Raw genomic sequence first — 22,940 nt, 5'->3', positions numbered from 1 at the left:
GAGCGGCCGCGGTGACCACCACGCGACAGGGGGACATGTTGTATCGCAGGACGGACAGCGCTGAACAGCCGGACGGGCACGAGGGGTTGGGCGGGGTGGCGCAGCCGGCCGGGCGCGAGGCGGCGGACGGCCAGGTGGCGCCGCCGGGGCCGCCCGCGGGGGCGGCGGTCGTCGTCGGGAGCTTCGCGATGGACCGGGGGCAGTGGTTCGCCCGCCATCGCCATGAGCACCATCAACTGGCCTGGTCACGGCGGGGAGTTCTGGCCGTACGGGCCACCGGCAACACCTGGGTGCTGCCGCCGTCCATGGCGCTGTGGATTCCGGCCGGAACCCCGCACGCCACCGGCGCCGCCGGACCGGCCCTCTTCCGGAGCCTGTACTTCCTGCCGGACCGCTGCCCGGTCGGCTGGTCCGCGCCCACCGTCGTCGGCGTCTCAGCGTTGTTGCGCGAGCTGATCTCGTACCTCTCGGACGGCACCCTGGCCCCGGAGCCGCGCGAACGGGCCGAGGCCGTGGTCCTCGATCAGCTGCGGCCGGTGTCGGTGGCCACGGTGCAGGCGCCGATGCCGCGCGACCCCCGCGCGCGCCGGGTCGCGGAGGCGCTGCGCGCCGATCCCTCGGACGGGCGGACGCTGGCGGAGTGGGGCCCCCGGGTGGGCGCGAGCGGCCGGACGCTGGCACGGGCGTTCGTGGCGGACACCGGTATGCCGTACGGGCAGTGGCGCACCCGGATCCGGCTCCAGGCGGCGATGCCGCTGCTGGCCGGCGGCGCGACGGTGGCGGCGGTGGCGGCGCGGGTGGGCTACGCCTCCCCGAGTGCCTTCGTCGCGGCCTTCCGACGGGCGGTCGGGGTGCCGCCGGGCGCGTACTTCACCCCGTGACGGCAGGCGGCTGACGGCTGACGGCTGACGGCTGACGGCGCTAAGCGTGCCCGCTGCCGTGCCCGTCGTCGTCGCCGCCGTCGTCGTGCGCCCGCGAGGTCACTCCCCCAGCCGGGCCCGGTCGGCCGCCGCTCTGCCCTGGTGCCAGCCGTCGGCGTCGCGGACGCCGCGGAGGCGGACCGGGGCGGTGTCGGGGAAGAGGGTGCCGGTGGTCTGCTCGACGGCGAGGGCGCGGGCGGCGAGGACCGGGAGGAGGTCGGGGGCCGTGGCGGCGGACTCGGCGGTGGCGGCGGCCGTGGCGTCGGCGGTGGCCCCCGCGAGCCGGTCCCGGATGCGGTCGGCGTAGGCCACCAGGAAGGTCTGGCGGAAGTCCCGGGTGCGGCGGGCGCGGCCGCGGGCGTGGACGGCGTCGCCCGCGCGGTTCATCGCGGCGGTGGCCTGGAGCAGCAGCGAGGTGTAGAGCAGCTCGGCCGCCTCCAGGTCGGGCGCGAAGCCGACGAGGGTGGAGAAGCCGACGTCGGCGGCCCAGACGGCCTGGCAGCGGTTGGCGGCCGCGACCGCGTCGAGCAGCAGCGCCTTGGCCTGTTCGTAGGGGCCCTCGATGCCGATACGGACCGCTGACGGGCCGTCGGCCCGGCCGCCCGGGGCGCCGTCCGCGCGGTCGAGGAGCGCCTCGTCGATGCTGTGCCGGGCCATCAGCTCCTGCGCCTTGGCGGACAGCGCCTCGGCCTCCTCGGCGTAGTCGGTCGCCTCGGCCTTGGCGAGCAGACCACGGATCCGCCCCAGGGCACGTGCCGCGGCGGCACCGGCGGGTCCGCTCCGGTCGCCGGGCTGCGGCGGTGCGGGCAGCGGGGTGACCCGGGGCAGCCGGGCCAGTATGCGCAGGGCCGCCAGAACGTCGTACGCGGTCTCGAAGCGGGAGGCGCGGCGGCGGGTGGCCAGGGCGTCGAGGTAGCCGCTGTCGGCGGGCCACCAGATCTCGGCGCCGAGGTCCCGTAGTTGCCCGGCCCAGCGCGGGTCCGGAAGCGGGCGCGCGGCCGGAGGGCGGGCCGCCTCGGCCGCGACGGCGTCAACGACCAGCGCCACGAGGGCGGCGTCGGACGCCTCGCGCCGTACGATCCGCACCAGGTCAGCGGGCTGCCAGCCGCCTGCCCAGCACTGCCGTACGCCCGCCACGGCGGCCTCGACCACCGCGGCGCTCACCACCGCCCAGCCCGCCTCGGCCGCGGCCAGCATCGAGGCACCCGCCTCCATGGCGTCCTCGGCCCGTTCACCGTCCGGCGCGTAACGGACGCTGCCGAGCACCTGGCCGACCAGTTCACCGGCCGAGGGCGAGGACGGCCCGCCGCGCCCATTGCCGCCGGGCCCGGCTTCTCCGCGCCCTGTTTTTCCGCGCTCGCTCACCCGTTCACTGTACGGAGAGGGTGCGGGCCGGGCCCCGGGCACCCGGTCCGGGCCCCGTTTCAGAGGCGCACCTGATAGAAACCGAGGGCCTGTTCCGCCCGGTAGCCGAGCGCCGCGTTGACCGCCCGCATCGGGGCGTTCTCGTCCGCGACCGTCGTCATGATCTCCCGCACGTCCGGCCACTGCGCGCGCAGGAACTCCAGCATCCGCAGCTTGACGGCCCGGCCGAGGCCACGGCCGCGGTGCGCGGGGACGACGACGGTGTCGTACTGGAGGGCCCGTACGGAGGCCGGGGTGGGCAGGACGAGTTCGGTGTAGCCGGCCACGGCGCCGTCGGGCTCCGCGAGGGCCGCCACGGTCAGCAGCACCCCGCCACGGTCCAGGACGACGCGGGCCGCGGCCCGTATCCGCTCGGGGTCCCAGGGGTCGTGCTGTTCGTCCAGGTCGCCGGCCGGGGCGTCCTGCATGGCGTCGTGGGCGCGGGCGTGCGCGGCGGCATGGGCGTCGGGGACGACACCGCTCCAGGCGGCGAAGCGATAACCGTCGGGCGGTGCGGGGACGGCCGGGGCGGAGGCGGCGGGGGCCGAGGCGGCCGCCACCTCCTGTACGTACTCCACCATCGGCAGCGCACACTCCGCGCCCCGCCCGACGGCGAACCTCTCGCCCGCGCCGCCCCGCTCCACCAGCGTGCTCACCGAGCTACGGCCCTCGGCGGCGAGCCTCGCGCGCGCGGCGTCCCACAGGGCCCGGCCCACCCCGCGCCCGCGATGGGCCGGGTGCACCGTCAGGGTGTCGAGGAAGGCGTTGGCAGCGTTCTCCTCGGTGTCGTGGAGGCGGAGCAGGGCGACGCCCGCGTAGCCGGTGGCGCCGCCGGGTGCCGGCAGCGTGACGGGGACGGCGCGGCTGTGCAGGGCGGGGATCCGCAGCCGGCCGGCCTCGGCGGCGCGTTCGAGGGGCGGGCCGCCCGGCCGGTCGTGGGCCCGGGCGGCGGCGAGCACGGCGAACCAGGCGTCGGTGTCGATGTCCATAGGGCGGACGGTACGCAGCGACGATGCCCGGCGCGCCGTATTTTCGGCGCCGCCGGGCATCGGTCACTTCGAGCGGTGACGGTCAGTCACCCGCGCGCCCAGGGCGCCGGGCTCGGCCGTCTCATCGGGCCGTCACTGCACCGCGCTGCCCGCCACCCACTGCGACCAGTCCATGTTCCAGCCGTTCAGGCCGTTGTCCGGCTTGACGCTCTGGTCGGGGGAGTTGACCACATCGACCACGTCACCGGTCTGCGAGTGGTCGAAGAACCAGGCGCCGTCCGTCTTGGAGTCCTTGGCGCCCTTGGCGTCCTCCAGGCCGATGCAGCCATGGCTGGTGTTGGTCTTGCCGAAGATGCCCTTGCCCCAGTAGTTGCCGTGGATGAAGGTGCCGGAGCTGGTCAGGCGCATGGCGTGCGGCACATCGGGGATGTCGTACTCGCCCTTCCCGTTGTGCTTCTTGAAGCCGACCGTCGAGCCGTTCATCCGGGTCTGCTTGAACCGCTCGGAGATGACCATCTTGCCGTTGTAGGTGGCGTTCTCGTCGCTGCCGGCCGAGATCGGAATGGTCTTGAGGGTCCGGCCGTCCCGCACCACGGTCATCTTGTGCGCCTTGGTGTCGACGGTGCTGATCTGCGAGTGGCCGACGTGGAAGCTGACGGTCTTGTTCTGGATGCCCTTGACGCCCGGCGACGCCTCGACGCCGTCCAGGCCGAGCTCCATGGTGACCTCGGAGTTCGCCTGCCAGTAGTTCTGGGGGCGGAAGTCCAGCCGCTTGTCGTTGAACCAGTGGCCGACGACCCGCTGGTTGCTGCTCGACGCGACCTTGATCGCGGACTGCACGTCCGCCTTGTTCTTGACCGGCTTGTCGAAGTTGATCGACACCGGCATGCCGACGCCGACGGTCGAGCCGTCCTCCGGCGTGAAGTTTCCGATGAAGCTGTTCGCCGGGGCGACGGTGGTGAAGCTGGAATTCTCCACCGCCTTGCGACCCTGGTAGTCCACCGCATGGGCGGTGACCTTGTACTTCGTCGAGCGGCTCAGCGGCTGATCCGGTCTCCAGGAGCTGCCGTCGGCGGACAGCGTCCCCTCGACCGGCTGCTTGGTCTCGACCGAGGTCATGGTGACATCGGTGAGTTTTCCGTCGCTGACCGTGACACTCGCGTCACTGTTGACACCCGTGCCGGTGGCGCCGTCCTCCGGGAGGATCGTGATCTGGGCGTCGGAGGCGTCCTTCGCCGCCGCCTCGTCCACCTGGCGGCTGTTCTCGTGCCAGGTGGCGTCAGCGCCGTCATGACCTCGGTCGGCCGCACTGCTGCCACCACACGCCGCAAGCGTGAGTACGCCCCCGAGCAGCGCGGCGCTGGCTATAAGGCCCTTCCGGCGCTTGCTGTCCGTCATCACACGTATCTCCATTGCTACCGATTTCGCACGTTCCCCGAGCGAGCAGCCAACTGAACGCCGGCTCATGTGGACGCCAGCATTCCGGCCGACGCCATTTGAACGCCTTTTCCTTTTCGCCCGTTCCATGCCTCCACAAAGTGTGGGGAAGGCCACTTATGGCCTGGACCGGTCAAATGGTGATCATCCGGCGCGGGCGCACCGCCACGTAGTCGGCCCCCGTACGGCGGGGAGCCGTACGGGGGCCGTGGCCATCGGGGGTGCCGGTCAGCCCTCCCCTTCCGCGTCGTCCGCCAGATCCCACTCCGCCGCGTCCCACTCGGCGTCCGGGTCGTAGTCGGTCAGCTCCTCGCTGCTCCAGGAGGCCTGTGCGAGTTCGGCGCCCGGCACCTTGGTGACGAGGTCGAACGGGTCGATCAGATGAGCCAGCGCCTCCGCCGGGTCCTCCCGGACCGTCTCCAGCGACTGTCTGCGCTCCTCGCCGGGCAGCGAGGGGTCCCCCTCGATGTGATCGACAGCGGCACCGGTCAGCCGGCCCGCGTCGGTGACCTCCATGATCAATTCCACATGAAGGCGCACAAACCGTGATGTCTCACCATTGCTCATAGCACGGAGGTTAGGCATGGACGGCTCCCGACTTCCCCGCGACCCGCGGCGGTCATTAACATCTGAGGTCAACGGCCAATTCGCCGCACCCACAAGGGGGATCGCTTCCGTGACCGCACGACGCCCACTGCTGACCGCCGCGGCCGCGGGATCGGTGCTGTTCGCCCTGGGGTTCGTGCCATCCGCCAATGCCACCGCGGGGCATGACGAGGCGTCGCATTCCGCGCTGCGGGTGGCGTCCGAACTGGACGGTCCCGGCCCGGCCGACCGCGCGGTCAGCGGGGCCCGGGAGGCCGACGGCGGGTCCACGGCAGCCACCTCGGACGTCAGCGGCGCGGGCAGTGGCGCCGGAGCACGCCCGGCCGTCCGCCCGCACTTCCTCGCCGACACCGGCAGCCCGGACACCACGCCGTATGTGATCGGCGGCGCCGCCTGTCTCGCACTCGGCGCCGGCCTGGTCAGCTACTCCGTCCGCCGCACCCGCGACGAGACCTGCTGAGAGACGGCGCCGGCCGGGACCCGCCCGGCGCCCGGCCGTCGTCAGGCCAGCGTGCCCGTGACCGGCTCCACGGCCGCCACCAGCTTCCCGTCCCGGACGAACGCATACGCGCTCTCCAGGTCCGGCGCCAGGAAGCGGTCCTCGCCCGGTCCCTGGATGCCCGCGCCGCGCACTGCGTCCAGTACGGCACGGGTGGCGGGGGCCGGCGTCAGCCCCTCCCGCATCTCGATGGCACGGGTCGCCGCATAGAGCTCGACGGCGACGATCCGGGTCAGGTTGTCGACCGCGGTGCGCAGCTTGCGCGCCGCCGACCAGCCCATCGAGACATGGTCCTCCTGCATCGCGGAGGACGGGATGGAGTCCACCGACGCGGGCGCGGCCAGCCGCTTCAGCTCGCTGACCAGCGCGGCCTGGGTGTACTGGGCGATCATCAGCCCGGAGTCGACACCCGGGTCACCGGCCAGGAAGGCGGGCAGCCCGTGCGAACGGTTCTTGTCCAGCAGCCGGTCCGTACGGCGCTCCGCGATCGACCCGAGGTCGGCCGCGGCGATGGCCAGGAAGTCCAGCACGTAGGCGACCGGCGCGCCGTGGAAGTTGCCGTTGGACTCCACCCGGCCGTCCGGCAGCACCACCGGGTTGTCGACCGCGGCGGCCAGCTCCCGGTCCGCGACCAGCCGGGCGTGGTCGAGGGTGTCCCGGCCGGCGCCGGCGACCTGCGGGGCGCAGCGGATGGAGTAGGCGTCCTGGACGCGCGGGGCGTCGTCCTGGTGGTGCCCGGTGAAGCCCGAACCGGCCAGCACCTTGGCCATGTTGGCGGCCGCGGCGGCCTGCCCGGGGTGCGGGCGGATGGCGTGCAGCTCGGGCGCGAGGACCTTGTCCGTGCCGAGCAGCGCCTCCAGGGAGAGGGCCGCGGTGATGTCCGCCGAGGTGAACAGCCGGGCGAGATCGGCGCAGGCCATCACGAGCATGCCGAGCATGCCGTCGGTGCCGTTCAGGAGGGCCAGGCCCTCCTTCTCGCGCAGCTCGACGGGCTCGATGCCGTGCGCGGCCAGCAACTCGGCGGCCGGCCGTACGACACCGTCGGGGCTTTCCGCGTCGCCCTCGCCCATCAGCGCCAGCGCACAGTGCGAGAGCGGCGCCAGGTCGCCGGAGCAGCCGAGCGAGCCGTATTCGTGGACGACAGGGGTGATGCCGGCGTTGAGGAGGGCGGCCATCGTCTCGACGACGAGCGGGCGGACGCCGGTGCGCCCGGAGGCGAGCGTCTTGAGCCGCAGGAACATCAGCGCGCGGACAACCTCCCGCTCGACCCGCGGGCCCATCCCGGCCGCGTGCGAGCGCACGATGTTGCGCTGGAGCTGGACCCGCAGCTCGGGGCTGATGTGGCGGACGGCGAGGGCGCCGAAGCCGGTGGAGACGCCGTAGACGGGGTCGGGCTTGGCGGCGAGTTCATCGATGAAGGCGCGGGAGGTGGCGACGGCCGCGAGGGCTTCCCCGGACAGCTCGATCCGGGCCGCGCCCCGAGCCACCGCGATGACGTCCTGTGCGGTCGTGCCGGACGTCCCCAGCACCACAGTGTGCATATCCATATTCAGGCACCCTAGAGACTGAATCGCCGGATGTCACCACCGGATTTCAGGATCACCCCTTACCGATCTCCGCAGCGGACCCGCGTCCCCGCACGGGCGGACCTCCTCATCTCCGGAAGCGCCGGCGCTCGGGCCCCGTCCGCCGGTCCGGGGCGTCCGCGAGCCGGACGACCGGGTCGTCCTTGCCGCCGTGCCGCCCGGCGATCACCGGCTCGCCGGACCGCGCCGCCTTGGCCTTGTACTGCGCGGCGTCCGCGAGCCGGAAGAGCCGGCGGGCGCTGCGCACCGGGCCGATCGGGTCCCCGGTCGAGGCGACCCCGACCGCGACCCCCTCGCCGAGGTCCAACTCCCCCGCCCGGTCGCACAGTTCACCGGCCACCTTGACCACCTCGTCGGCCGGCGGCCCCACCGCGAGCAGACAGAACTCGTCGCCGCCGAGCCGGGCGACGAGGGTGCCCGGCAGCATCGCGCCGCACAGCGACAGCACCGAGCCGAAGCGCTCCAGCAGACGGTCGCCGACCGCGTGGCCGCGGGAGTCGTTCACCCGCTTCAGCCCGTTGAGGTCGCACACCACCAGGCTGACCACCACCTCGTCCCGGCGGTGCAGCTCCAGCGCCTCGTCCAGCCGCATATCGACGGCGCGGCGGTTGGCGAGGCCGGTCAGCGCGTCGGTGAAGGCCAGCCGGCGGGCCTCCGCCAGCCGCTCGGTCTGCGCGATCCCGGCGGCCGTCACCGCGGCGAGCACACTCGCGAAGTCGGCGTCCGCCCGGCCGAAGACCGGCTCCCCCGTTCGCCGCGCGACATACAGCTCACCCCAGGCCCGGCCGTGCAGCACGATCGGCGCGACCACACAGCAGCCCCGGCCGCGGCGGCGCAGTGCGGCCACCCGCTGGCGGTTTCCGCCGCCGGCCCCGGCCGGCCCCTCCTCCGGCACCCGGGACGCCGGGCCGGGCGCCCCCTCGGCGGTCTCCACCCAGGCACTGGGCTCACCGCCGCCCGCCCACTGCTCGTGCAGAAAGCCGACGATCTCCGGGAATTCATGGACGGGGTAGCTCTCGTCGTCCGGGAACTCCTCCTCGCCCTCGGCGAGTTCGCCGGTATTGACCAGCACCCGGAGTTTCCCCAGCTCGCGCTCCCATTTCGAGATCGCCGCGAAGGAGCCGCCCAGGGCCTGGCGCACCCCCAGCGCCGCGGCGTGCGCCGATTCGCGCGGCGTGTGCGCGGCCGCCATCGCCTGCGCCAGCTCCACCACTGCCCGCAGCCTCGCATCGCCCTCGCCCGTCACCGGATCCTCGCATTCCGTCACCGTGAGCACGCTCTGTACTACAGCGTAGGAATGTTTAACCCCTTTCGCCCCTTTCTGCGTGCGATCGACACCCGGGCGTTATACGCGTCATTCCTGGTCGGGGGTCAGGGAAGGGGTTGAGGGGGTTTGGGAGGGGGTGCGGGCGGGATACGAGAGGGTTCTTACGGTGAGTAATCGCACGGGGACCGGAGGTACGCGGGGAGGGGCGGGCGGCGGGCGCTACGGCGACGGCGCGGGCGCTACGGCCTCGGCGCGGCCGCCACGGGTCACACCCCGGCCCGCGGGCAGCGGTTTCCCTCTCTCCCCCCCCCCGGGCCCCGGGCCCAACCCACCCACCGCCACCGCCTCCCCGCCCACCGTCACTCCCCGGGCCACTCCGGATCCCGCTTCTCGTTGAAGGCCGCCACGCCCTCCGCCCGGTCCCCGGAGAAGGCCACACTGCGCCAGGCGCCGTCCTCCAGGTCCAGGCCGGCCCGCAGGTCCAGCCCGTGCCCCAGCCGCATGGCGCGCTTGGCGGCCCGCAGGCCGACCGGCGAATTGCGGGCGATCCGGGCCGCCAGCTCCAGCGCCTCGGCCCGGTCCTGCCCGTCCGCCGCCAGCTGGTCGACCAGGCCCAGCGAAACGGCCTCCGGCGCCGGCACCCGCCGCGCGGTGAACACCAGCTCGGCCGCCCGCGCCGCGCCCACCCGGCGCGGCAGCAGCTGGGTCCCCCCGCCGCCCGGGATGACCCCCACCGACACCTCGGGCAGCCCGACCACGGCCGTACCGTCGGCGACGATCAGATCGCAGGCCAGCGCCAGCTCGAAGCCGCCGCCGAGCGCGAAGCCGTGCACCGCGGCGATGGTCGGCACGGGCAGTTCCAGTACGCCCGTATAGGCGGCGCGGGTGTGCGGGCGCTGGCGCATCAGGTCGGCGTCCGTGAAGGAGTTGCGCTCCTTGAGGTCGGCGCCCACGCAGAACGCCCGCTCATGGGTGGAGCTGAGGACCACCGCCCGTACGGAGCGGTCCGCGGCCAGCTCGGCGCACGCCTGCGCCAGGGCGTCGGCCATCGCCGTCGAGACCGCGTTCATGGCCTTGGGGCGGTCCATGACCAGCTCCGCCACGAAGCCGTGCCGCTCGACGGCGACCCAGCCGTCCGCACCGAACAGCTGCCGTTCCCGTTGCATACAGCCCTCCCTGTTAACGGTCGTTGACCTGACAGGGGGATCATGTCAGCCGGCGGCCCGGAGCAACAGGACGGGCTTCGGGCTGTGGACAACCGGCTGTGGACAAGCGGGCGCGGCACCGTACCGGCCAGGGACCGGCCGCGTCCGCCGGTGCCCACAGCCGTCCGTCGCGGCGCCTCAGCCGCGCCGCCGCAAGCCCCGGCGCCTCAGTCCCGCCGGTTCAGCAGCCAGGGCTCGACGACGCCCAGGCCGCGCACCGGGCGCTGCCACATCGGCTGGAGGGCGAAGCGGTAGGTCGGGGGCGGGGCGCCGGTGCCCTCCTCGGCCGCTTTCTCCGCCGCCGCGGCATCGGCCTCGGAGACCGGGGCGTCACCGATCCGGCCCAGCTCCTCGGCGAACGCCTGGTCCACCAGCACGGTGTCCTTCGGCGCTATCGACGTCAGACGGCTGGCGAGGTTGACGGTCGTCCCGAACACATCGCCCATCCGGGTGGTGACCGTGCCGAACGCGATGCCGACCCGCAGCTCCGGCATCGTCTCGTCATGAGCCATCGTCTCGATCAGCCGCAGCCCGATCTCGGCGGCGATACCCGCGTCATCGGCGGCGAAGAGGACCTCGTCGCCGAGGGTCTTGATGAGCCGGCCGCCGTGCGCGGCCACCAGGTCGGAGCAGGTGGTCTCGAACGCCTCCACCAGCTCGCCCAGTTCCTCGTCCTCCAGGCGGCGGGTCAGCCGGGTGAAACCCACCAGGTCGGCGAAGCCGACGGCCAGCCGGCGGTCGACCATCTCGACGTCGTCCTGGGCGCGCACGACCCGGCCGGTGGCGGCGGCGAGCTGGCGCCGCCAGACGTAGACGAGGAACTCCTCCAGCTCGGGGAGGAGCAGCTCGACCAGCGGATAGGTGATCTCCGTACGGGTCAGGCCGGAGTCCTGGGGCTCGGTGAGGCCCTCCAGGAAGGAGTCGATCTGCCAGTCGGCCAGTCGGGCGGTGGTCTGGCCCGTGGAGCGGGCGACCTGGATGGCCATGGCCTCGCTGAGCAGCCCGGCCTCGACGAGACCGGCGAGCCGGCGCAGGGCCAGCACATCGGCCTCGGTCAGGGCCTTGACCTGGCCGATGTCGGCGAAGCCCATGGCGCGCCAGAAGCGGGCCGCGAGATCCATCGAGACGCCGGCGCCGCGGGCCGCCTGGAACGGCGTGTAGCGGCGGTCGGCGCCGAGGATGAGTTGTTCGAGGCGGACGGCGATGTTGTTCTCGTCGCCCTCGTCGCCGGCCCCTGGGGGGTCGTTGACGGGGATGTTGCTCACTGCCTCGTCCTCGGTGTCCGTGTCGCGCGAGGCGGCGCCCGAGTCGTCGGCGGTCACCGGCCGCTCCCTGTCCGATCCCTGCGCACTGCCCTTCCGATCACTGCTCGCCGGTGGCCCGCTCCCTGGCGGACCGCCTCAACGATACGGCAGGTGTGCTCTGGCTCACTCTCACATGTCGGCTCTGACCAAGGAAGAGGCGGGCCTGCGTCGGCGCGGCGGGCGCCGTGATAGAGGGGGCCGGGGCGCGGGGCGCGGCCGGGCTCACGGTTCCGGGGAGTCCTCGCCTCCGGACCGCCGGGACGCCGTGGCGCGCAGATGGATGATGTCGCCGGCGCCCACCGGGTGCCGTACGCCGTTCGCGGTGGCCAGGACCAGCCGGCCGTCCCCGTCGATGGCCACGGCCTCGCCGGTGAGGGCGGTGTCACCGGGGAGTTCGGCGCGTACGGAGCGGCCCAGGGTGGCGCAGCCCGCCGCGTAGGTCTCCTGGAGGCGGCTGGCGCCGGGGTCGCCGACGGCGGACTGCCAGGTGGCGTACCACTCCTCCAGTGAGCGGAGCACGGCGCGCAGCAGCGGGTCGCGGTCGGTGGTGCGGGCGCCCGCCAGGGCCAGGGAGCCGGCGGTGGGCACCGGGAGTTCGCCGGCGGTGAGGGACACGTTCAGGCCGATGCCGATGACGACGCCGGAGCCGGCCCGCTCGGCGAGGATGCCGCCCACCTTGCGCTCGCCGGTGCCGGGGGTCCCGTCCGGGCCCGCGGCGGCGGGGTCCCCGGGGCAGCTGACCAGGATGTCGTTGGGCCACTTGAGGGACGTGTCGATACCGGCCGTACGGGACAGGGCGGTGGCGGTGGCGACTCCGGTGAGCAGCGGGAGCCAGCCCCAGCGCTGCACGGGGACCCGGGGCGTGAGGTAGACGGAGAAGAAGAGGCCGGAGCGCGGGGGCGCCGACCAGCTGCGGTTGAGCCGGCCGCGGCCGGCGGACTGCTCCTCGGCCACCAGGACGGCGCCCTCCTCGGCCGTCCCCTCGGCCGCGCGGGCCGCCAGGTCGGTGTTGGTGGAGCCGGTGGCCGGGACGACGTCCAGGGACGTCCAGAGCGCACCGGGGCGCACCAGGGCGCGGCGCAACGCCGTGGCGTTCAGCGGCGGGCGGCTCAGGTCACTCCAGCGGCCGGCATCTTTGTCCCGGTTTTCCGGTGGTTGAGGGGTCATGGGGCCAGCCTAGGTGTGGTCAACGACGCAGTGCCGCTGAGCAGTCCCGCGGATACGCTACGAATCGGTAGCCAAACCCGTACCACCCTCAGTACGAGCACCAGTCCAGGACGAGCAGGAGCCGCATCCCGATGTCCGAGCCGGAAGCAAACATCCACACCACCGCGGGCAAGTTGGCGGATCTGCAACGGCGGGTCGAAGAAGCCACCCATGCCGGTTCCGCCCGTGCCGTGGAAAAGCAGCACGCAAAGGGGAAGTTGACGGCGCGTGAGCGCATCGATCTGCTGCTGGACGAGGGCTCGTTCGTCGAGCTGGACGAGTTCGCGCGGCACCGGTCGACCAATTTCGGGCTGGACCAGACCCGCCCCTATGGCGACGGTGTGGTGTCCGGTTACGGCACGGTCGACGGCCGTCCGGTGGCGGTCTTCTCCCAGGACTTCACGGTCTTCGGCGGGGCGCTGGGCGAGGTCTTCGGCGAGAAGATCGTCAAGGTGATGGACTTCGCGCTCAAGACCGGCTGCCCGGTCATCGGCATCAACGACTCCGGCGGCGCGCGCATCCAGGAGGGTGTGGCCTCGCTGGGCATGTACGGCGAGATCTTCCGCCGCAACACCCATGCCTCCGGCGTGATCCCGCAGATCAGCCTGATCGTCGGCCCGTGTGCGGGCGGCGCGGTCTACTCCCCCGCCATCACCGACTTCACGGTCATGGTGGACCAGACCTCGCACATGTTCATCACCGGTCCGGACGTCATCAAGACGGTGACCGGTGAGGATGTCGGCTTCGAGGAGCTGGGCGGCGCCCGTACGCACAACACCACCTCGGGCGTGGCGCACCACATGGCGGGTGACGAGAAGGACGCCATCGAGTACGTCAAGGGCCTGCTGTCCTACCTGCCGTCCAACAACCTCTCCGAGGCGCCCGCCTTCCCGGAGGAGGCGGATCTGGAGACCTCGGACACGGACCGCGAGCTGGACACCCTGATCCCGGATTCGGCCAATCAGCCGTACGACATGCATGTCGCGATCGAGCATGTCCTGGACGACCACGAATTCCTGGAGACCCAGTCGCTGTTCGCGCCGAACATCCTGACCGGCTTCGGGCGGGTCGAGGGCCATGCGGTCGGTGTGGTCGCCAACCAGCCGATGCAGTTCGCGGGCATCCTGGACATCAAGGCGTCGGAGAAGGCCGCGCGGTTCGTGCGGACCTGCGACGCGTTCAACGTCCCGGTGATCACCTTCGTGGACGTGCCCGGCTTCCTGCCCGGCACCGACCAGGAGTACGACGGCATCATCCGGCGCGGCGCCAAGCTGATCTACGCGTACGCGGAGGCCACCGTCCCGCTGATCACGGTCATCACCCGCAAGGCGTTCGGCGGCGCGTACGACGTCATGGGCTCCAAGCACCTGGGCGCGGACCTCAACCTGGCCTGGCCGACCGCGCAGATCGCCGTCATGGGCGCACAGGGCGCGGTCAACATCCTGCACCGCCGCACGCTGGCCGCGATCGAGGACCCGGCCGCGCAGGACGAGCGGCGCCAGGAGCTGATCCAGGAGTACGAGGACACCCTGCTCAACCCGTATGTCGCGGCCGAGCGCGGGTACGTCGACGCGGTGATCATGCCGTCCGAGACGCGCCGGCACATCGTCCGCGGGCTGCGCACGCTGCGCAACAAGCGCGAGGCGCTGCCGCCGAAGAAGCACGGCAACATCCCGCTCTGACCGGCAGAACCAGCGGAACAGCGAAGGGAGCCGTTCTCGATGATCAAGGTCGTACGGGGCAATCCGACCCCTGAGGAGCTGGCCGCCGCACTGGCGGTGGTACAGGCCCGCGCGGCGGCCGCCGCGGCCGTCGCGCCCGGAAAGCCGGACCGCGGCACCGAGTGGTCGGACCCGGCGTCCACGGTTCCGGCGCGGGCCCGTATGCCGCATCCGGGGCCGCGGGCCTGGCGGACGAGTTACTGGCCGCATTGACCGGTTCACGCCGGGTGGCCACCGGGCCGCCAGGTCGGTGCATAGTGCATTGACTAGTCCCTTTACGCCGTAGCGCCTGAGTACGCGTACTCAGGCGCCACGCGCGTCATGGGCACAGGATCGATACATGCTGTGGTCAGATCCGCCCGATGAGCCTCCTGAGGAGCTGCGCGACGTGCAGGCCAAGCTCCGCCGGATGAGCATCGTGCTGGCCGTGGCCGTGGTGGTGCTGATGATCCTGCTCGCGGGGAAATAGCCGCTCCCGTGGGGCACGAAGATCATCTAGGGCGCGAAGATCATCGTTCCCGCATACGGGGAGGCAACGCTCACAGTTTCCGATCGCAACCACCTCCGCCGAAATTGCTTCTTTCTCTCCCGAGAGCGCAATTCGGGCGTCCGGCCGCCCGGACGGCAGCCGGACGGAAGTGGGAGAGCGATGAACAGGCCACTGAGACATATAGCCGTGTTCTGCGGGGCGCTGGTGCTGGCCCTGCTGGTCCGCGTGACATGGGTCCAGTTCGTCCAGGCCGACGAGCTCGCCAACGACCCCCACAACCGACGCGTCAAGATCGAGGCGTTCTCCTACCCGCGCGGCAACATCATCGTCGGCGGCAAGCCGGTCACCGGCTCGGTGGCGACCTCCGGTGACTTCAAGTACAAGCGGACGTACAAGGACGGCCCCATGTACGCGCCGGTCACCGGGTTCGCCTCCCAGGCCCAGGGGACGACGTTCCTGGAGGGCATCTACAACAAGGTGCTCAGCGGCAAGGACGACCGGCTCGCCCTCAAGAACGCCAAGGACATCCTGACCGGCGAGAAGCCGCGCGGCGGCGATGTGATCACCACCATCGACCCCAAGGCACAGAAGGCCGCGTACAAGGGCCTGACCGACCTCAACGCCAAGGGTGCGGTGGTCGCGCTGGACCCGCGCGACGGCAGGGTCCTCGCGCTCGCCTCCACCCCCTCCTACGACCCGTCGGCCTTCACCGGCATCTCGAACAACGAGGGCAAGAAGTTCAAGGCGCTGGACGCCGACAAGTCCAAGCCGCTGAACAACCGGGCGCTGCGCGAGACCTACCCCCCGGGCTCCACCTTCAAGATCCTCACCGCGGCGGCGGCCCTGGAGCACGGCGTGGTCTCCGACATCAACGCGTCGTCGGGGGCGCCCGCGCCCTACCAGCTGCCGCAGAGCACCACGAAGGTCGGCAACGACGTCGTGGGCGCGCCCTGCGACAAGGCGTCGCTGAAGACCGGCATGCAGTGGTCGTGCAACAACGTCTTCCTCGACGCCGCGCTCAAGGTCGGCAAGGACAAGATGCGCGAGACCGCCCAGAAGTTCGGCTTCAACGAGAATGTCTACGACGAGGACCTCGGCGACCTGCTGGCCACCAAGAGCCTCTACCCGGCGAAGCTCGACAAACCGCAGACCGCGCTGACCGGTATGGGCCAGGGCAGCCTCACCAGCACGCCGATGCAGATGGCGATGGTGGCCGCCGGCCTCGCCAATGACGGCAAGGTGATGATGCCGCACCTCGTCGACGAGGTGCGCGGCTCCGACCTGTCGACCATCGAGAAGGCCGAGCCGAAGATGATGTCCCAGGCAGTCTCCGCCGACACCGCGAAGAAGGTGCAGGAGATGATGGAGTACACCGTCAACGAGGGCACCGCCGAGAAGGCCGCGATCGACGGGGTGACCGTCGGCGGCAAGACCGGCACCGCCCAGCACGGCGCGAACGTCAACGACGAGCGCCCCTACGCCTGGTTCGTCTCCTACGCCAAGCAGAGCGACGGCAGCTCCCCGGTCGCGGTCGCCGTCTTCGTCGACCCCTCGGACATGGACATCGCCCGGTCGGAGATCGCCGGCGGCAAGCTGGGCGGGCCGATCGCGAAGTCGGTCATGGAGGCGGTGCTCAAGAAGTAGTCCGGGCTCCGCCCCGGCGGCGGGGGCTCCGTACGATGGCGGGCATGACCGAAGAGTCCCGCCCCCGCCGTCTCGTCCTCGCCTCCCAGTCCCCCGCCCGGCTGGCCCTGCTGCGCCAGGCCGGGCTGGCCCCCGAGGTCATCGTCAGCGGCGTCGATGAGGACGCGCTCACCGCGCCCACACCCGGTGAGCTGGCCCGCGTGCTGGCCGAGGCCAAGGCCGAGGCGGTGGCCGGCCGCCCGGAGGCCGCCGGCGCCCTGGTCGTCGGCTGTGACTCGGTCCTGGAGCTGGACGGCCGGGCGCTCGGCAAGCCCGCCGACGCCGAGGACGCCACCGCCCGCTGGAAGTCCATGCGCGGCCGCTCCGGCGTCCTCCAGACCGGCCACTGCGTGATCGACACCGCGACCGGCCGCCGGGTGTCCGCCACCGCCTCGACCACGGTCCGTTTCGGCGAGCCGTCCGACGAGGAGATCGCCGCCTACGTGGAAAGCGGCGAACCGCTCTTCGTCGCCGGCGCCTTCACCCTCGACGGCCGCTCCGCCCCCTTCATCGACGGCATCGACGGCGACCCCGGCAATGTCATCGGCCTCTCCCTGCCGCTGCTGCGCCGACTGCTCGCCGACCTGGACGTGGCGATCACCGAGCTGTGGACCTGAGCGGCGCACCCCACGCCGGGCGGCCCGCGCCGGGGTGCGGCCGACGATAACGGCCGGAATTCGCAGCCGTCCGGCGCCTACGCTGCCCTCATGGCAACAGTTGTCGAGCTGATCAGCTACCCCGTCAAGGGCTGCGCGGGCGTCCCGGCGACCGAGGCGGAACTCACCCCGGCCGGTCTCGCCCACGACCGCAGCTTCCTGATCGTCGGCCCCGGAGGCGTCTTCCGGAGCCAGCGCAAGGACCCCCGGCTGGCGGTGATCCGGCCGGAGGTCAGCGCCGACGGGGCGCACCTCACCCTGCACGCGCCGGGCAGCGCCCCCCTCCGCCTGGACATCGACCACGGCACCGGCTCGGCGGCCCGGTCCGAGGTCGAGATGTTCGGTGCGCCGTACCGCGCGGTCGACCAGGGGGACGGGGCGGCCGGCTGGCTGTCCGACGTCCTGGGCGCGGAGAGCCGGCTGGTGCGGGTGCCGCCCGAGCACGACCGGGTGACCGACGGACTCACCCCCGGCACCTCCGGCTTCGCCGACAGCAGCGCCCTGCACATCCTCTCCCTGGCCTCCTTCGACGACCTCAACCGCCGGATCGCCGCCGCCGGGCGCCCACCGGTCCCGATGGACCGTTTCCGGCCGAACCTCGTGGTGGACGGCTGGGACACCCCGCAGACCGAGGACCGGGTACGACGGGTCACGGTCGGCGGCTGCGAGCTGGGGTTCACCAAACTCGCCATCCGCTGCGCGGTCACCCTCGTCGACCAGACGACGGGCGGCAAGGCCGGTCCCGAACCGCTGCGCACGCTCGCCGCGTACCGGCGGGTGCCCGAGGGCGGGGTGGCGTTCGGCTCGAAGTTCTCGGTGGTGGCGACCGGAAAGCTGGCGGTGGGCGACGCATTCGAGGTCACCGAGTGGGGAACCGATTGATCCGAAACGACCTGATCGCCCCGTTCGGGTCCGTCATGAGGAGTCCGCACCATGCCGAAGATCCTGCTCATCGCCGGTGACGCCACCGAGGACCTGGAGTTCTTCTACCCCTACCAGCGGCTGCTGGAGGAGGGGTACGAGCCCCGGATCGCGGCCCTTGCCCGCAAGAAGCTCCAGTTCGTCGTCCATGACTTCGTCGACAACTTCGACACCTACGTCGAACGCGAGGGCCACTCCTGGCCCTCCGACCTCGCGCTGTCCGAGGTCGATCCGGCCGACTACGCGGCGCTGGTGCTCCCCGGCGGCCGGGCACCCGAATACCTCCGCAACGACGCCGACTACCGCCGCGTCGTCACCCACTTCTTCGACGCCGACAAGCCCGTCGCCCACATCTGCCACGCGGCCCTCTCCCTGGCCCCGCTCGGCGTCCTCAAGGGCCGCCGCACCTCCGCCTACCCGGCCTGCGCACCGGACGTGGAACTGGGCGGCGGCACCTTCGTCGACGGCGCCGCGGTGGTCGACGGCAAGGTCGTCTCGGCCCGCGCCTGGCCCGACCACCCCGAGTGGATGCGCGCGTTCCTGGAGGTGCTGCGGGAGCATGCGCCGGTGAAGTAGCGGGCGGGGCGGGCGGCGGCGCCGGACGGGGCGTCAGAACACCGGCAGGACGTAGAGCGATGCGTCACTCAGGGCGAAGACGCGGTTGCCGTCGGCCGCCAGGGTCTGGCGGTCACCCCCCACGGTGTGCGTCACGACCTGCCGGCCATTCTCCTGGTTCACCGCGGTGACCTCGCCCTCGTCATTCGCGATCATCCACAGGCCGTTCCCCTGGCGGATCACCGGGGTGTAGATGTTGGACCTGCCGCTGAGCCCGGACACGTAATGGCCGTCGCTGGGGCGCCACTTGGAGGAGAACGCGGGTTCGCCGGGATAGCCCTCGTGCGTGGTGTAGAGGGCATCCGCCGTGGCGGTCACCGGGCCCCACTTGGCGTACGCCGGCTTGCCCTTCAAGTGGATCGGCAGGGTGCGCCTGCGGACCGTCCACAGCTCCTTGCCATCGGTGATCCTCCGGGCCGTCATCGACTTGCCGTGGAGGTAGACGGTGCTGCCGTGACAGGACGGACGGATGATGGTGTCGGACTGACCGCGCAGGTCCCACGCCCGGCGACCGTCCGCGGTGCGCACGGCAAGGACATTGCCGTCGTAGGTCCCCAGAACGAGGCGGCCATGGGCGATGAGACCCGGCAGGTTCGCCTTGCGGAAGGGCTTGTCGAGGGGCACGGTCCAGCGCACCTTGGCGTCGGAACGGCCGACGGCGCGCAGCCGGTCGTCCTTCGTCAGCACGTAGACGGCCGTGTCGTCGGCGGCCAGCACGGCCTCGGCGCCGACCGCGGCGGTCCACCGCGGCTCCCCCGTGGAGGGGACGAACGTGCGCAGGGTCCCCTTGGCGTCGACGGCCACGAGCAAACGGTCCGAGAGGGAGACATAGCGGCCGTTGGCCTTGATGTCAGCGGCAACCCAACGGCGTTTGCCGTTCACGACGTTGTGGGCGGCGATCCCGCCGCCGCGGACTCCGAAGACGACGACATCCCCGACGGGCAGGGGGGCCGGGGTGTTGTCGGCGAGGTTGTGCACGGCCCACAGCACGTTCAACGTCCCGCCGACGATGAAGTCGCCGTCATCCGCGTTCAGCAGGTGCGCCTCGGGCGTCCTGACAGCCGGCGGGTAGGCGAAGAGATCGACCTTCTTCTTCCGTGGCTTCGGTGGCGGCGGCCACCAGGCGGCGGCCGCCCCGCCGCCCGCGGTGAGCACCACCCCGCCCGCCGCCAGGCCGGTGAGCAGCCGGCGGCGGGAGACCTGCCCGGGGGCCGCGCCGCCGTCGAGGGCGGTGGTCAGCTCATGGATGCCGCTCTCCCGTTCCTTGATCGCCTTGCTCACCGGGCCGCGCCGCCAGGCCCGTTCGGCGCCGCGCGGTGGTGCGAAATTCGCGACGATCTGCGCGGGCGTGGGGCGGTCGGCCGGGTCCTTGGCCAGGAGGGGGAGGAGGAGCGGGCGCAGCGCCTCCGGGACGCCGGTCAGATCGGGCTCGTCGTGCACCACCTTGTACTGGAGGGCGGCGATATGGCTGCCGTCGAACGCCCGCCGTCCACTGGCCGCGTGGACGAGGACGGCGCCCAGTGAGAAGACATCGGCGGGGGCGGCGACCCGGCGGCCCAGGACCTGTTCGGGCGCGCCGTAGCCGGGGGTGACCGGGACCTGTCCGGTGGTGGTCAGGGTCAGGCCGTGTTCGGGGCGGGCGATGCCGAAGTCGATGACGCGCGGACCGTCCGAGGTCAGCACGATGTTCGGCGGCTTGAGGTCGCGGTGGATCAGGCCGGTGGCGTGGATGTCCGCGAGGGTGTGCGCGAGCGATGCGGCCAGGGCGCGGACGGCGGGCTCGTCGAAGGGACCGTACGCCTCGACGGCCTCGTCGAGGGTCGGGCCGGCCAGGAACTCGGTGGCGATCCACGGGCGTCCGCCCTCGGTGTCCGTGCCCAGCACCCGGGCCACGCCCTTGCCGGTCACGGCGGTCGCCGCCTGCGCCTCGCGGACGAAGCGGCGGGCGAGGTTCTCCTCGCCGGTGAGCTCGGGCCGCAGGACCTTGACCGCGGCGACGGTGCCTTCGGCGTCCTGGCCGACGTAGACCTTGCCCATGCCGCCCTCGCCGAGCACACCGAGCAGGCGGTACGGACCGAGGCGGAGCGGGTCGCCGGTGCCGAGCGGTTTCATGGGGGGTGTCCTTCGGGCGAGTTCGCGGGTGAGGGCTTCGGGGGCGGGGGCAGGGGCGGCGGCTTCAGCGGAGCGGGAAGCCGGCGAGGAAGTCGGGGCCGGAGGCGATGACCATCCGGCTCTTCTCATGGGCGATGAACTTCGTCCCGCTGGTCTTGTACAGCTCCTCGGTGGTGTGCGAGGTGAGGCCGACGGCCCGGAGGAACTTGCCGGTGATGCTGTACGAGTAGGCGTACTCGGAGCCGATCACGGGGCGGACGAGGTGGTCCGCCGACTTGCCCTCCCAGCTCTTCTCCGTCCACCGCGGCTTCCCGCTGCCGGCGTCGAACGCGACCAGGCCGAGGTCCTCCTCCACCGCGTACAGCACACCGTCTTTGAGGACCGGCGGTCCGTACGTCTTCCCGGGGCGGGTGCGGGAGGTGTCCCACACCTGGCCGCCGTCGCTCAGCCGCAGCGCCTGCAACGGGCCGTGGCCCAGGTAGAGATGCTTGTCATCGGCCGTCAGCGGGTCCCGTACGAACCGCCGGTCGGCGCCCTTCCAGGGCTTGTCCCAGACCACCTTCCCGGTGCGGAGGTCGCGGGCGACGATCCGGACCTTGGCGTCGTTCATCTGCTGGAGGATCACCAAGAGGTTGCCGACGACCTTGGCGGACAGGACGTGGTGCTCATTGCTCTTGGCGGAACGGAACGGCAGGGGGTCCAGCCACTTCCGGCGCCCGTTGGTGAGGTCGAGTGCCATCACGAACCAGGGGAGCTGTCGTTCGTACTTCTTGACCTTGCCACGGGAGACCGCCAGATAGGCCGTGTCGTCGGCGACGGCCAGCAGCCGGCTGATGAGGCCGTAGTAGTCCTGGTCGTCCGACACCGGGGCGAGGTGTCTGCCATCCTTGCCCGTGGTCAGGTCGACGCGGGCGAGGAACCACGAGACGGACTGCGGGAAGGCGCTGCCCGCTGCCCGTTTTTCGGCCCGCGCGATCCGGTAGACGTGGGTGCCGTCCGAGGCGACCTCCCAGCTCTCGTCGTAGGACAGCGAGAACGTCCACCGGGTCTCACCGGACTTCGCGTCCACCCCGCGCGCCTCGGCATCGGACACCATGACGACCTGGTCACCGGCCACCAGGGGCACGTCAGGATTCTGGTCGTCATCGGGACCGCTGATCTGCTTCTGCCACACCGAGTCCAGCTTTTTCCTCTTCAGCGCGCCGACGCTCGGCCCCGGCTTCGGCTTGGTGTACCCGGGCCCGGTGGCGGGACCCGGCGCCGCCTCGCCCCGTCCCAGCCAGGCCCACACCCCCGCCCCGGCACCCGCGACGCCGAGTACCGAGCCCGCGCCCGTCAGCAGCAGCCCCCGGCGGGACAGCCCGCGGGCGGCGGGGGCGTCGGCGGTCGGCACGGTCGCCGGCTGGTCGGACGGTGCGGGCAGCCGCTGCGGCACCAGCTGCCAGACCTCGCTCGCCCGCCGGCCGATCCCGGCGAGTACCGCATCCGGCAGATGGTCGGCGAACTCCCCCTCGCCGTCGTGTAGTTGAACCGCCAGCTCGGCGGTGGACGGGCGCTCGGCGGGGTCCTTGGCCAGCGCGCGGGACAGGACCGGGAGGAGGGCGGCCGGGAGGCCGGTGAGGTCGGGCTCGCGGTAGCGCACGCGGTAGAGGAGGTCGGCGGGCTGGCCGTCGCCGAACGGGCCGCGGCCGGTGGCGGCGAAGACCAGGACCCCGGCGAGCGCGAAGACATCGCCGGCCGGGGTGTGCTCCTGCCCGGTGGCCTGCTCCGGTGACATGAACGCCGGGGTGCCGACCGGGGCGCCCGTACGGGTCAGCCGTTCGTCGCCGAGGGCGCGGGCGATACCGAAGTCGATGACCTTCGGGCCGTGTGCCGTGACCATGATGTTCGACGGCTTGAGGTCACGGTGCACGACGTCGGAGTGGTGGAGCTGGCCGAGTGCCGCGCACAGCGCCGCCCCCAGGGCACGCACCGACGCCTCGGGCAGCGGACCGGCGAGCTCCACCGCCTCGTCGAGCGGCGGGCCGAGCACGTACTCGGTGGCCATCCAGGGGGTTTCGGCGAGCGGATCGGCCTCGACGACCTGGGCGCCGTATTGGCCGCCGAGGACCCGGGCGGCATCGGCCTCCAGCCGGAACCGGGTGCGGAATTCGGTGGTGGTGGCGATCCGGGCGTGCATCGTCTTGAGCGCGACGGTCCGGCCGCCCGGGGAACGGGCCAGATAGACGGTGCCCATACCGCCGCTGCCCAGCCGGGCGAGCAGGCGGTAGCCGCCCAGGCCGGGCGGGTCGTCATGGGCGAGGGGAAACGGCATGGCGG

The 22,940-nt window shown here is 72.3% G+C and carries 20 protein-coding genes; 9 read left to right on the top strand and 11 right to left on the bottom strand.

Going from position 1 to position 22,940, the window contains the following annotated elements; all coding sequences use genetic code 11:
- Positions 1-11: 11 nt before the first annotated feature.
- On the top strand, positions 12-881 hold the full coding sequence (locus AC3EUV_RS07215; RefSeq protein ID WP_435602433.1) for an AraC family transcriptional regulator: 870 nt from the start codon (positions 12-14) through the stop codon (positions 879-881).
- Between the two features lie 99 nt (positions 882-980).
- Here AC3EUV_RS07215 and AC3EUV_RS07210 read toward each other — a convergent pair whose 3' ends face one another.
- The 4 genes from AC3EUV_RS07210 to AC3EUV_RS07195 all read right to left on the bottom strand — a co-directional run bounded on the left by AC3EUV_RS07210 (position 981) and on the right by AC3EUV_RS07195 (position 5,266).
- A complete protein-coding gene (locus tag AC3EUV_RS07210; RefSeq protein ID WP_435602460.1) occupies positions 981-2,186 on the bottom strand; it encodes a DUF2786 domain-containing protein in 1,206 nt (401 codons plus the stop codon).
- A gap of 158 nt (positions 2,187-2,344) precedes the next feature.
- Positions 2,345-3,313, bottom strand: a complete 969-nt coding sequence (locus tag AC3EUV_RS07205; protein ID WP_435602432.1) for a GNAT family N-acetyltransferase — start codon at positions 3,311-3,313, stop codon at positions 2,345-2,347.
- Between the two features lie 132 nt (positions 3,314-3,445).
- A complete protein-coding gene (locus AC3EUV_RS07200) occupies positions 3,446-4,711 on the bottom strand; it encodes a L,D-transpeptidase (protein ID WP_435602431.1) in 1,266 nt (421 codons plus the stop codon).
- A 267-nt stretch (positions 4,712-4,978) separates the two neighbouring features.
- Positions 4,979-5,266 (bottom strand): hypothetical protein, encoded by a 288-nt coding sequence (locus AC3EUV_RS07195; protein ID WP_435602430.1) that lies wholly within the window; start codon positions 5,264-5,266, stop codon positions 4,979-4,981.
- A gap of 160 nt (positions 5,267-5,426) precedes the next feature.
- Between AC3EUV_RS07195 and AC3EUV_RS07190 the strand changes: the two genes are divergently transcribed.
- Positions 5,427-5,816 carry a hypothetical protein gene (locus AC3EUV_RS07190; RefSeq protein ID WP_435602429.1) on the top strand — a complete coding sequence of 130 codons (390 nt, stop codon included), beginning with the start codon at positions 5,427-5,429 and terminating at the stop codon, positions 5,814-5,816.
- A gap of 41 nt (positions 5,817-5,857) precedes the next feature.
- Here the strand turns inward: AC3EUV_RS07190 and hutH are convergent, their stop codons facing one another.
- The 5 genes from hutH to AC3EUV_RS07165 form a co-directional block, all read right to left on the bottom strand.
- Positions 5,858-7,402, bottom strand: coding sequence for a histidine ammonia-lyase (gene hutH, locus AC3EUV_RS07185; protein WP_435602428.1), 1,545 nt, complete (start codon positions 7,400-7,402; stop codon positions 5,858-5,860).
- A 106-nt stretch (positions 7,403-7,508) separates the two neighbouring features.
- On the bottom strand, positions 7,509-8,633 hold the full coding sequence (locus AC3EUV_RS07180; RefSeq protein ID WP_435602459.1) for a GGDEF domain-containing protein: 1,125 nt from the start codon (positions 8,631-8,633) through the stop codon (positions 7,509-7,511).
- 434 nt (positions 8,634-9,067) lie between these two features.
- Complete coding sequence (locus AC3EUV_RS07175) at positions 9,068-9,874, bottom strand: enoyl-CoA hydratase/isomerase family protein (protein WP_435602427.1); 807 nt, start codon at positions 9,872-9,874, stop codon at positions 9,068-9,070.
- A gap of 206 nt (positions 9,875-10,080) precedes the next feature.
- Positions 10,081-11,235: an adenylate/guanylate cyclase domain-containing protein gene (locus tag AC3EUV_RS07170; RefSeq protein ID WP_435602426.1), complete on the bottom strand. Its 1,155-nt coding sequence runs from the start codon at positions 11,233-11,235 to the stop codon at positions 10,081-10,083.
- 204 nt (positions 11,236-11,439) lie between these two features.
- A complete protein-coding gene (locus AC3EUV_RS07165) occupies positions 11,440-12,384 on the bottom strand; it encodes a biotin--[acetyl-CoA-carboxylase] ligase (RefSeq protein WP_435602425.1) in 945 nt (314 codons plus the stop codon).
- A gap of 131 nt (positions 12,385-12,515) precedes the next feature.
- On the opposite strand from AC3EUV_RS07165, the gene AC3EUV_RS07160 reads away from it, so the two are divergent.
- The 7 genes from AC3EUV_RS07160 (at position 12,516) to AC3EUV_RS07130 (ending at position 18,470) form a co-directional block, all read left to right on the top strand.
- Positions 12,516-14,105, top strand: a complete 1,590-nt coding sequence (locus AC3EUV_RS07160) for an acyl-CoA carboxylase subunit beta (protein ID WP_435602424.1) — start codon at positions 12,516-12,518, stop codon at positions 14,103-14,105.
- A 39-nt stretch (positions 14,106-14,144) separates the two neighbouring features.
- A complete protein-coding gene (locus tag AC3EUV_RS07155; protein WP_387233127.1) occupies positions 14,145-14,357 on the top strand; it encodes an acyl-CoA carboxylase epsilon subunit in 213 nt (70 codons plus the stop codon).
- A gap of 127 nt (positions 14,358-14,484) precedes the next feature.
- Complete coding sequence (gene mmpB, locus AC3EUV_RS07150; protein ID WP_435602422.1) at positions 14,485-14,613, top strand: morphogenic membrane protein MmpB; 129 nt, start codon at positions 14,485-14,487, stop codon at positions 14,611-14,613.
- A gap of 180 nt (positions 14,614-14,793) precedes the next feature.
- Positions 14,794-16,278 (top strand): peptidoglycan D,D-transpeptidase FtsI family protein, encoded by a 1,485-nt coding sequence (locus AC3EUV_RS07145; RefSeq protein ID WP_432141589.1) that lies wholly within the window; start codon positions 14,794-14,796, stop codon positions 16,276-16,278.
- Between the two features lie 44 nt (positions 16,279-16,322).
- A complete protein-coding gene (locus tag AC3EUV_RS07140; protein ID WP_432141588.1) occupies positions 16,323-16,934 on the top strand; it encodes a Maf family protein in 612 nt (203 codons plus the stop codon).
- 90 nt (positions 16,935-17,024) lie between these two features.
- A complete protein-coding gene (locus AC3EUV_RS07135; protein WP_432141587.1) occupies positions 17,025-17,855 on the top strand; it encodes an MOSC domain-containing protein in 831 nt (276 codons plus the stop codon).
- A 51-nt stretch (positions 17,856-17,906) separates the two neighbouring features.
- The gene (locus AC3EUV_RS07130) at positions 17,907-18,470 is read left to right on the top strand and encodes a DJ-1/PfpI family protein (protein ID WP_432141586.1); all 564 of its coding nucleotides are present in this window, start codon (positions 17,907-17,909) and stop codon (positions 18,468-18,470) included.
- A 33-nt stretch (positions 18,471-18,503) separates the two neighbouring features.
- On the opposite strand, the gene AC3EUV_RS07125 is transcribed toward AC3EUV_RS07130, so the two are convergent.
- Both AC3EUV_RS07125 and AC3EUV_RS07120 read right to left on the bottom strand, forming a co-directional pair.
- A complete protein-coding gene (locus AC3EUV_RS07125; RefSeq protein ID WP_435602421.1) occupies positions 18,504-20,621 on the bottom strand; it encodes a protein kinase domain-containing protein in 2,118 nt (705 codons plus the stop codon).
- A gap of 64 nt (positions 20,622-20,685) precedes the next feature.
- Positions 20,686-22,935, bottom strand: a complete 2,250-nt coding sequence (locus AC3EUV_RS07120) for a protein kinase domain-containing protein (RefSeq protein WP_435602420.1) — start codon at positions 22,933-22,935, stop codon at positions 20,686-20,688.
- Between the last annotated feature and the right edge of the window lie 5 nt (positions 22,936-22,940).

Source organism: Streptomyces sp. bgisy130 (genome assembly GCF_057708345.1).
Note: the sequence above shows the minus strand (reverse complement) of the source record. Positions and strands in the feature narration are given on the sequence as shown.

What these genes read in the sequence shown, in the direction of transcription:
- AC3EUV_RS07160 (WP_435602424.1), top strand. Translation starts at nt 12,516, where the DNA reads ATGTCCGAGCCGGAAGCAAACATCCACACCACCGCGGGCAAGTTGGCG.
- AC3EUV_RS07130 (WP_432141586.1), top strand. Translation starts at nt 17,907, where the DNA reads ATGCCGAAGATCCTGCTCATCGCCGGTGACGCCACCGAGGACCTGGAG.
- AC3EUV_RS07165 (WP_435602425.1), bottom strand. Translation starts at nt 12,384, where the DNA reads ATGACCCCTCAACCACCGGAAAACCGGGACAAAGATGCCGGCCGCTGG.
- AC3EUV_RS07195 (WP_435602430.1), bottom strand. Translation starts at nt 5,266, where the DNA reads ATGGAGGTCACCGACGCGGGCCGGCTGACCGGTGCCGCTGTCGATCAC.
- AC3EUV_RS07120 (WP_435602420.1), bottom strand. Translation starts at nt 22,935, where the DNA reads ATGCCGTTTCCCCTCGCCCATGACGACCCGCCCGGCCTGGGCGGCTAC.
- AC3EUV_RS07200 (WP_435602431.1), bottom strand. Translation starts at nt 4,711, where the DNA reads ATGACGGACAGCAAGCGCCGGAAGGGCCTTATAGCCAGCGCCGCGCTG.
- AC3EUV_RS07125 (WP_435602421.1), bottom strand. Translation starts at nt 20,621, where the DNA reads ATGAAACCGCTCGGCACCGGCGACCCGCTCCGCCTCGGTCCGTACCGC.
- AC3EUV_RS07180 (WP_435602459.1), bottom strand. Translation starts at nt 8,633, where the DNA reads ATGGCGGCCGCGCACACGCCGCGCGAATCGGCGCACGCCGCGGCGCTG.
- AC3EUV_RS07175 (WP_435602427.1), bottom strand. Translation starts at nt 9,874, where the DNA reads ATGCAACGGGAACGGCAGCTGTTCGGTGCGGACGGCTGGGTCGCCGTC.
- AC3EUV_RS07135 (WP_432141587.1), top strand. Translation starts at nt 17,025, where the DNA reads ATGGCAACAGTTGTCGAGCTGATCAGCTACCCCGTCAAGGGCTGCGCG.
- AC3EUV_RS07145 (WP_432141589.1), top strand. Translation starts at nt 14,794, where the DNA reads ATGAACAGGCCACTGAGACATATAGCCGTGTTCTGCGGGGCGCTGGTG.
- mmpB (WP_435602422.1), top strand. Translation starts at nt 14,485, where the DNA reads ATGCTGTGGTCAGATCCGCCCGATGAGCCTCCTGAGGAGCTGCGCGAC.
- AC3EUV_RS07205 (WP_435602432.1), bottom strand. Translation starts at nt 3,313, where the DNA reads ATGGACATCGACACCGACGCCTGGTTCGCCGTGCTCGCCGCCGCCCGG.
- hutH (WP_435602428.1), bottom strand. Translation starts at nt 7,402, where the DNA reads ATGGATATGCACACTGTGGTGCTGGGGACGTCCGGCACGACCGCACAG.
- AC3EUV_RS07140 (WP_432141588.1), top strand. Translation starts at nt 16,323, where the DNA reads ATGACCGAAGAGTCCCGCCCCCGCCGTCTCGTCCTCGCCTCCCAGTCC.
- AC3EUV_RS07155 (WP_387233127.1), top strand. Translation starts at nt 14,145, where the DNA reads ATGATCAAGGTCGTACGGGGCAATCCGACCCCTGAGGAGCTGGCCGCC.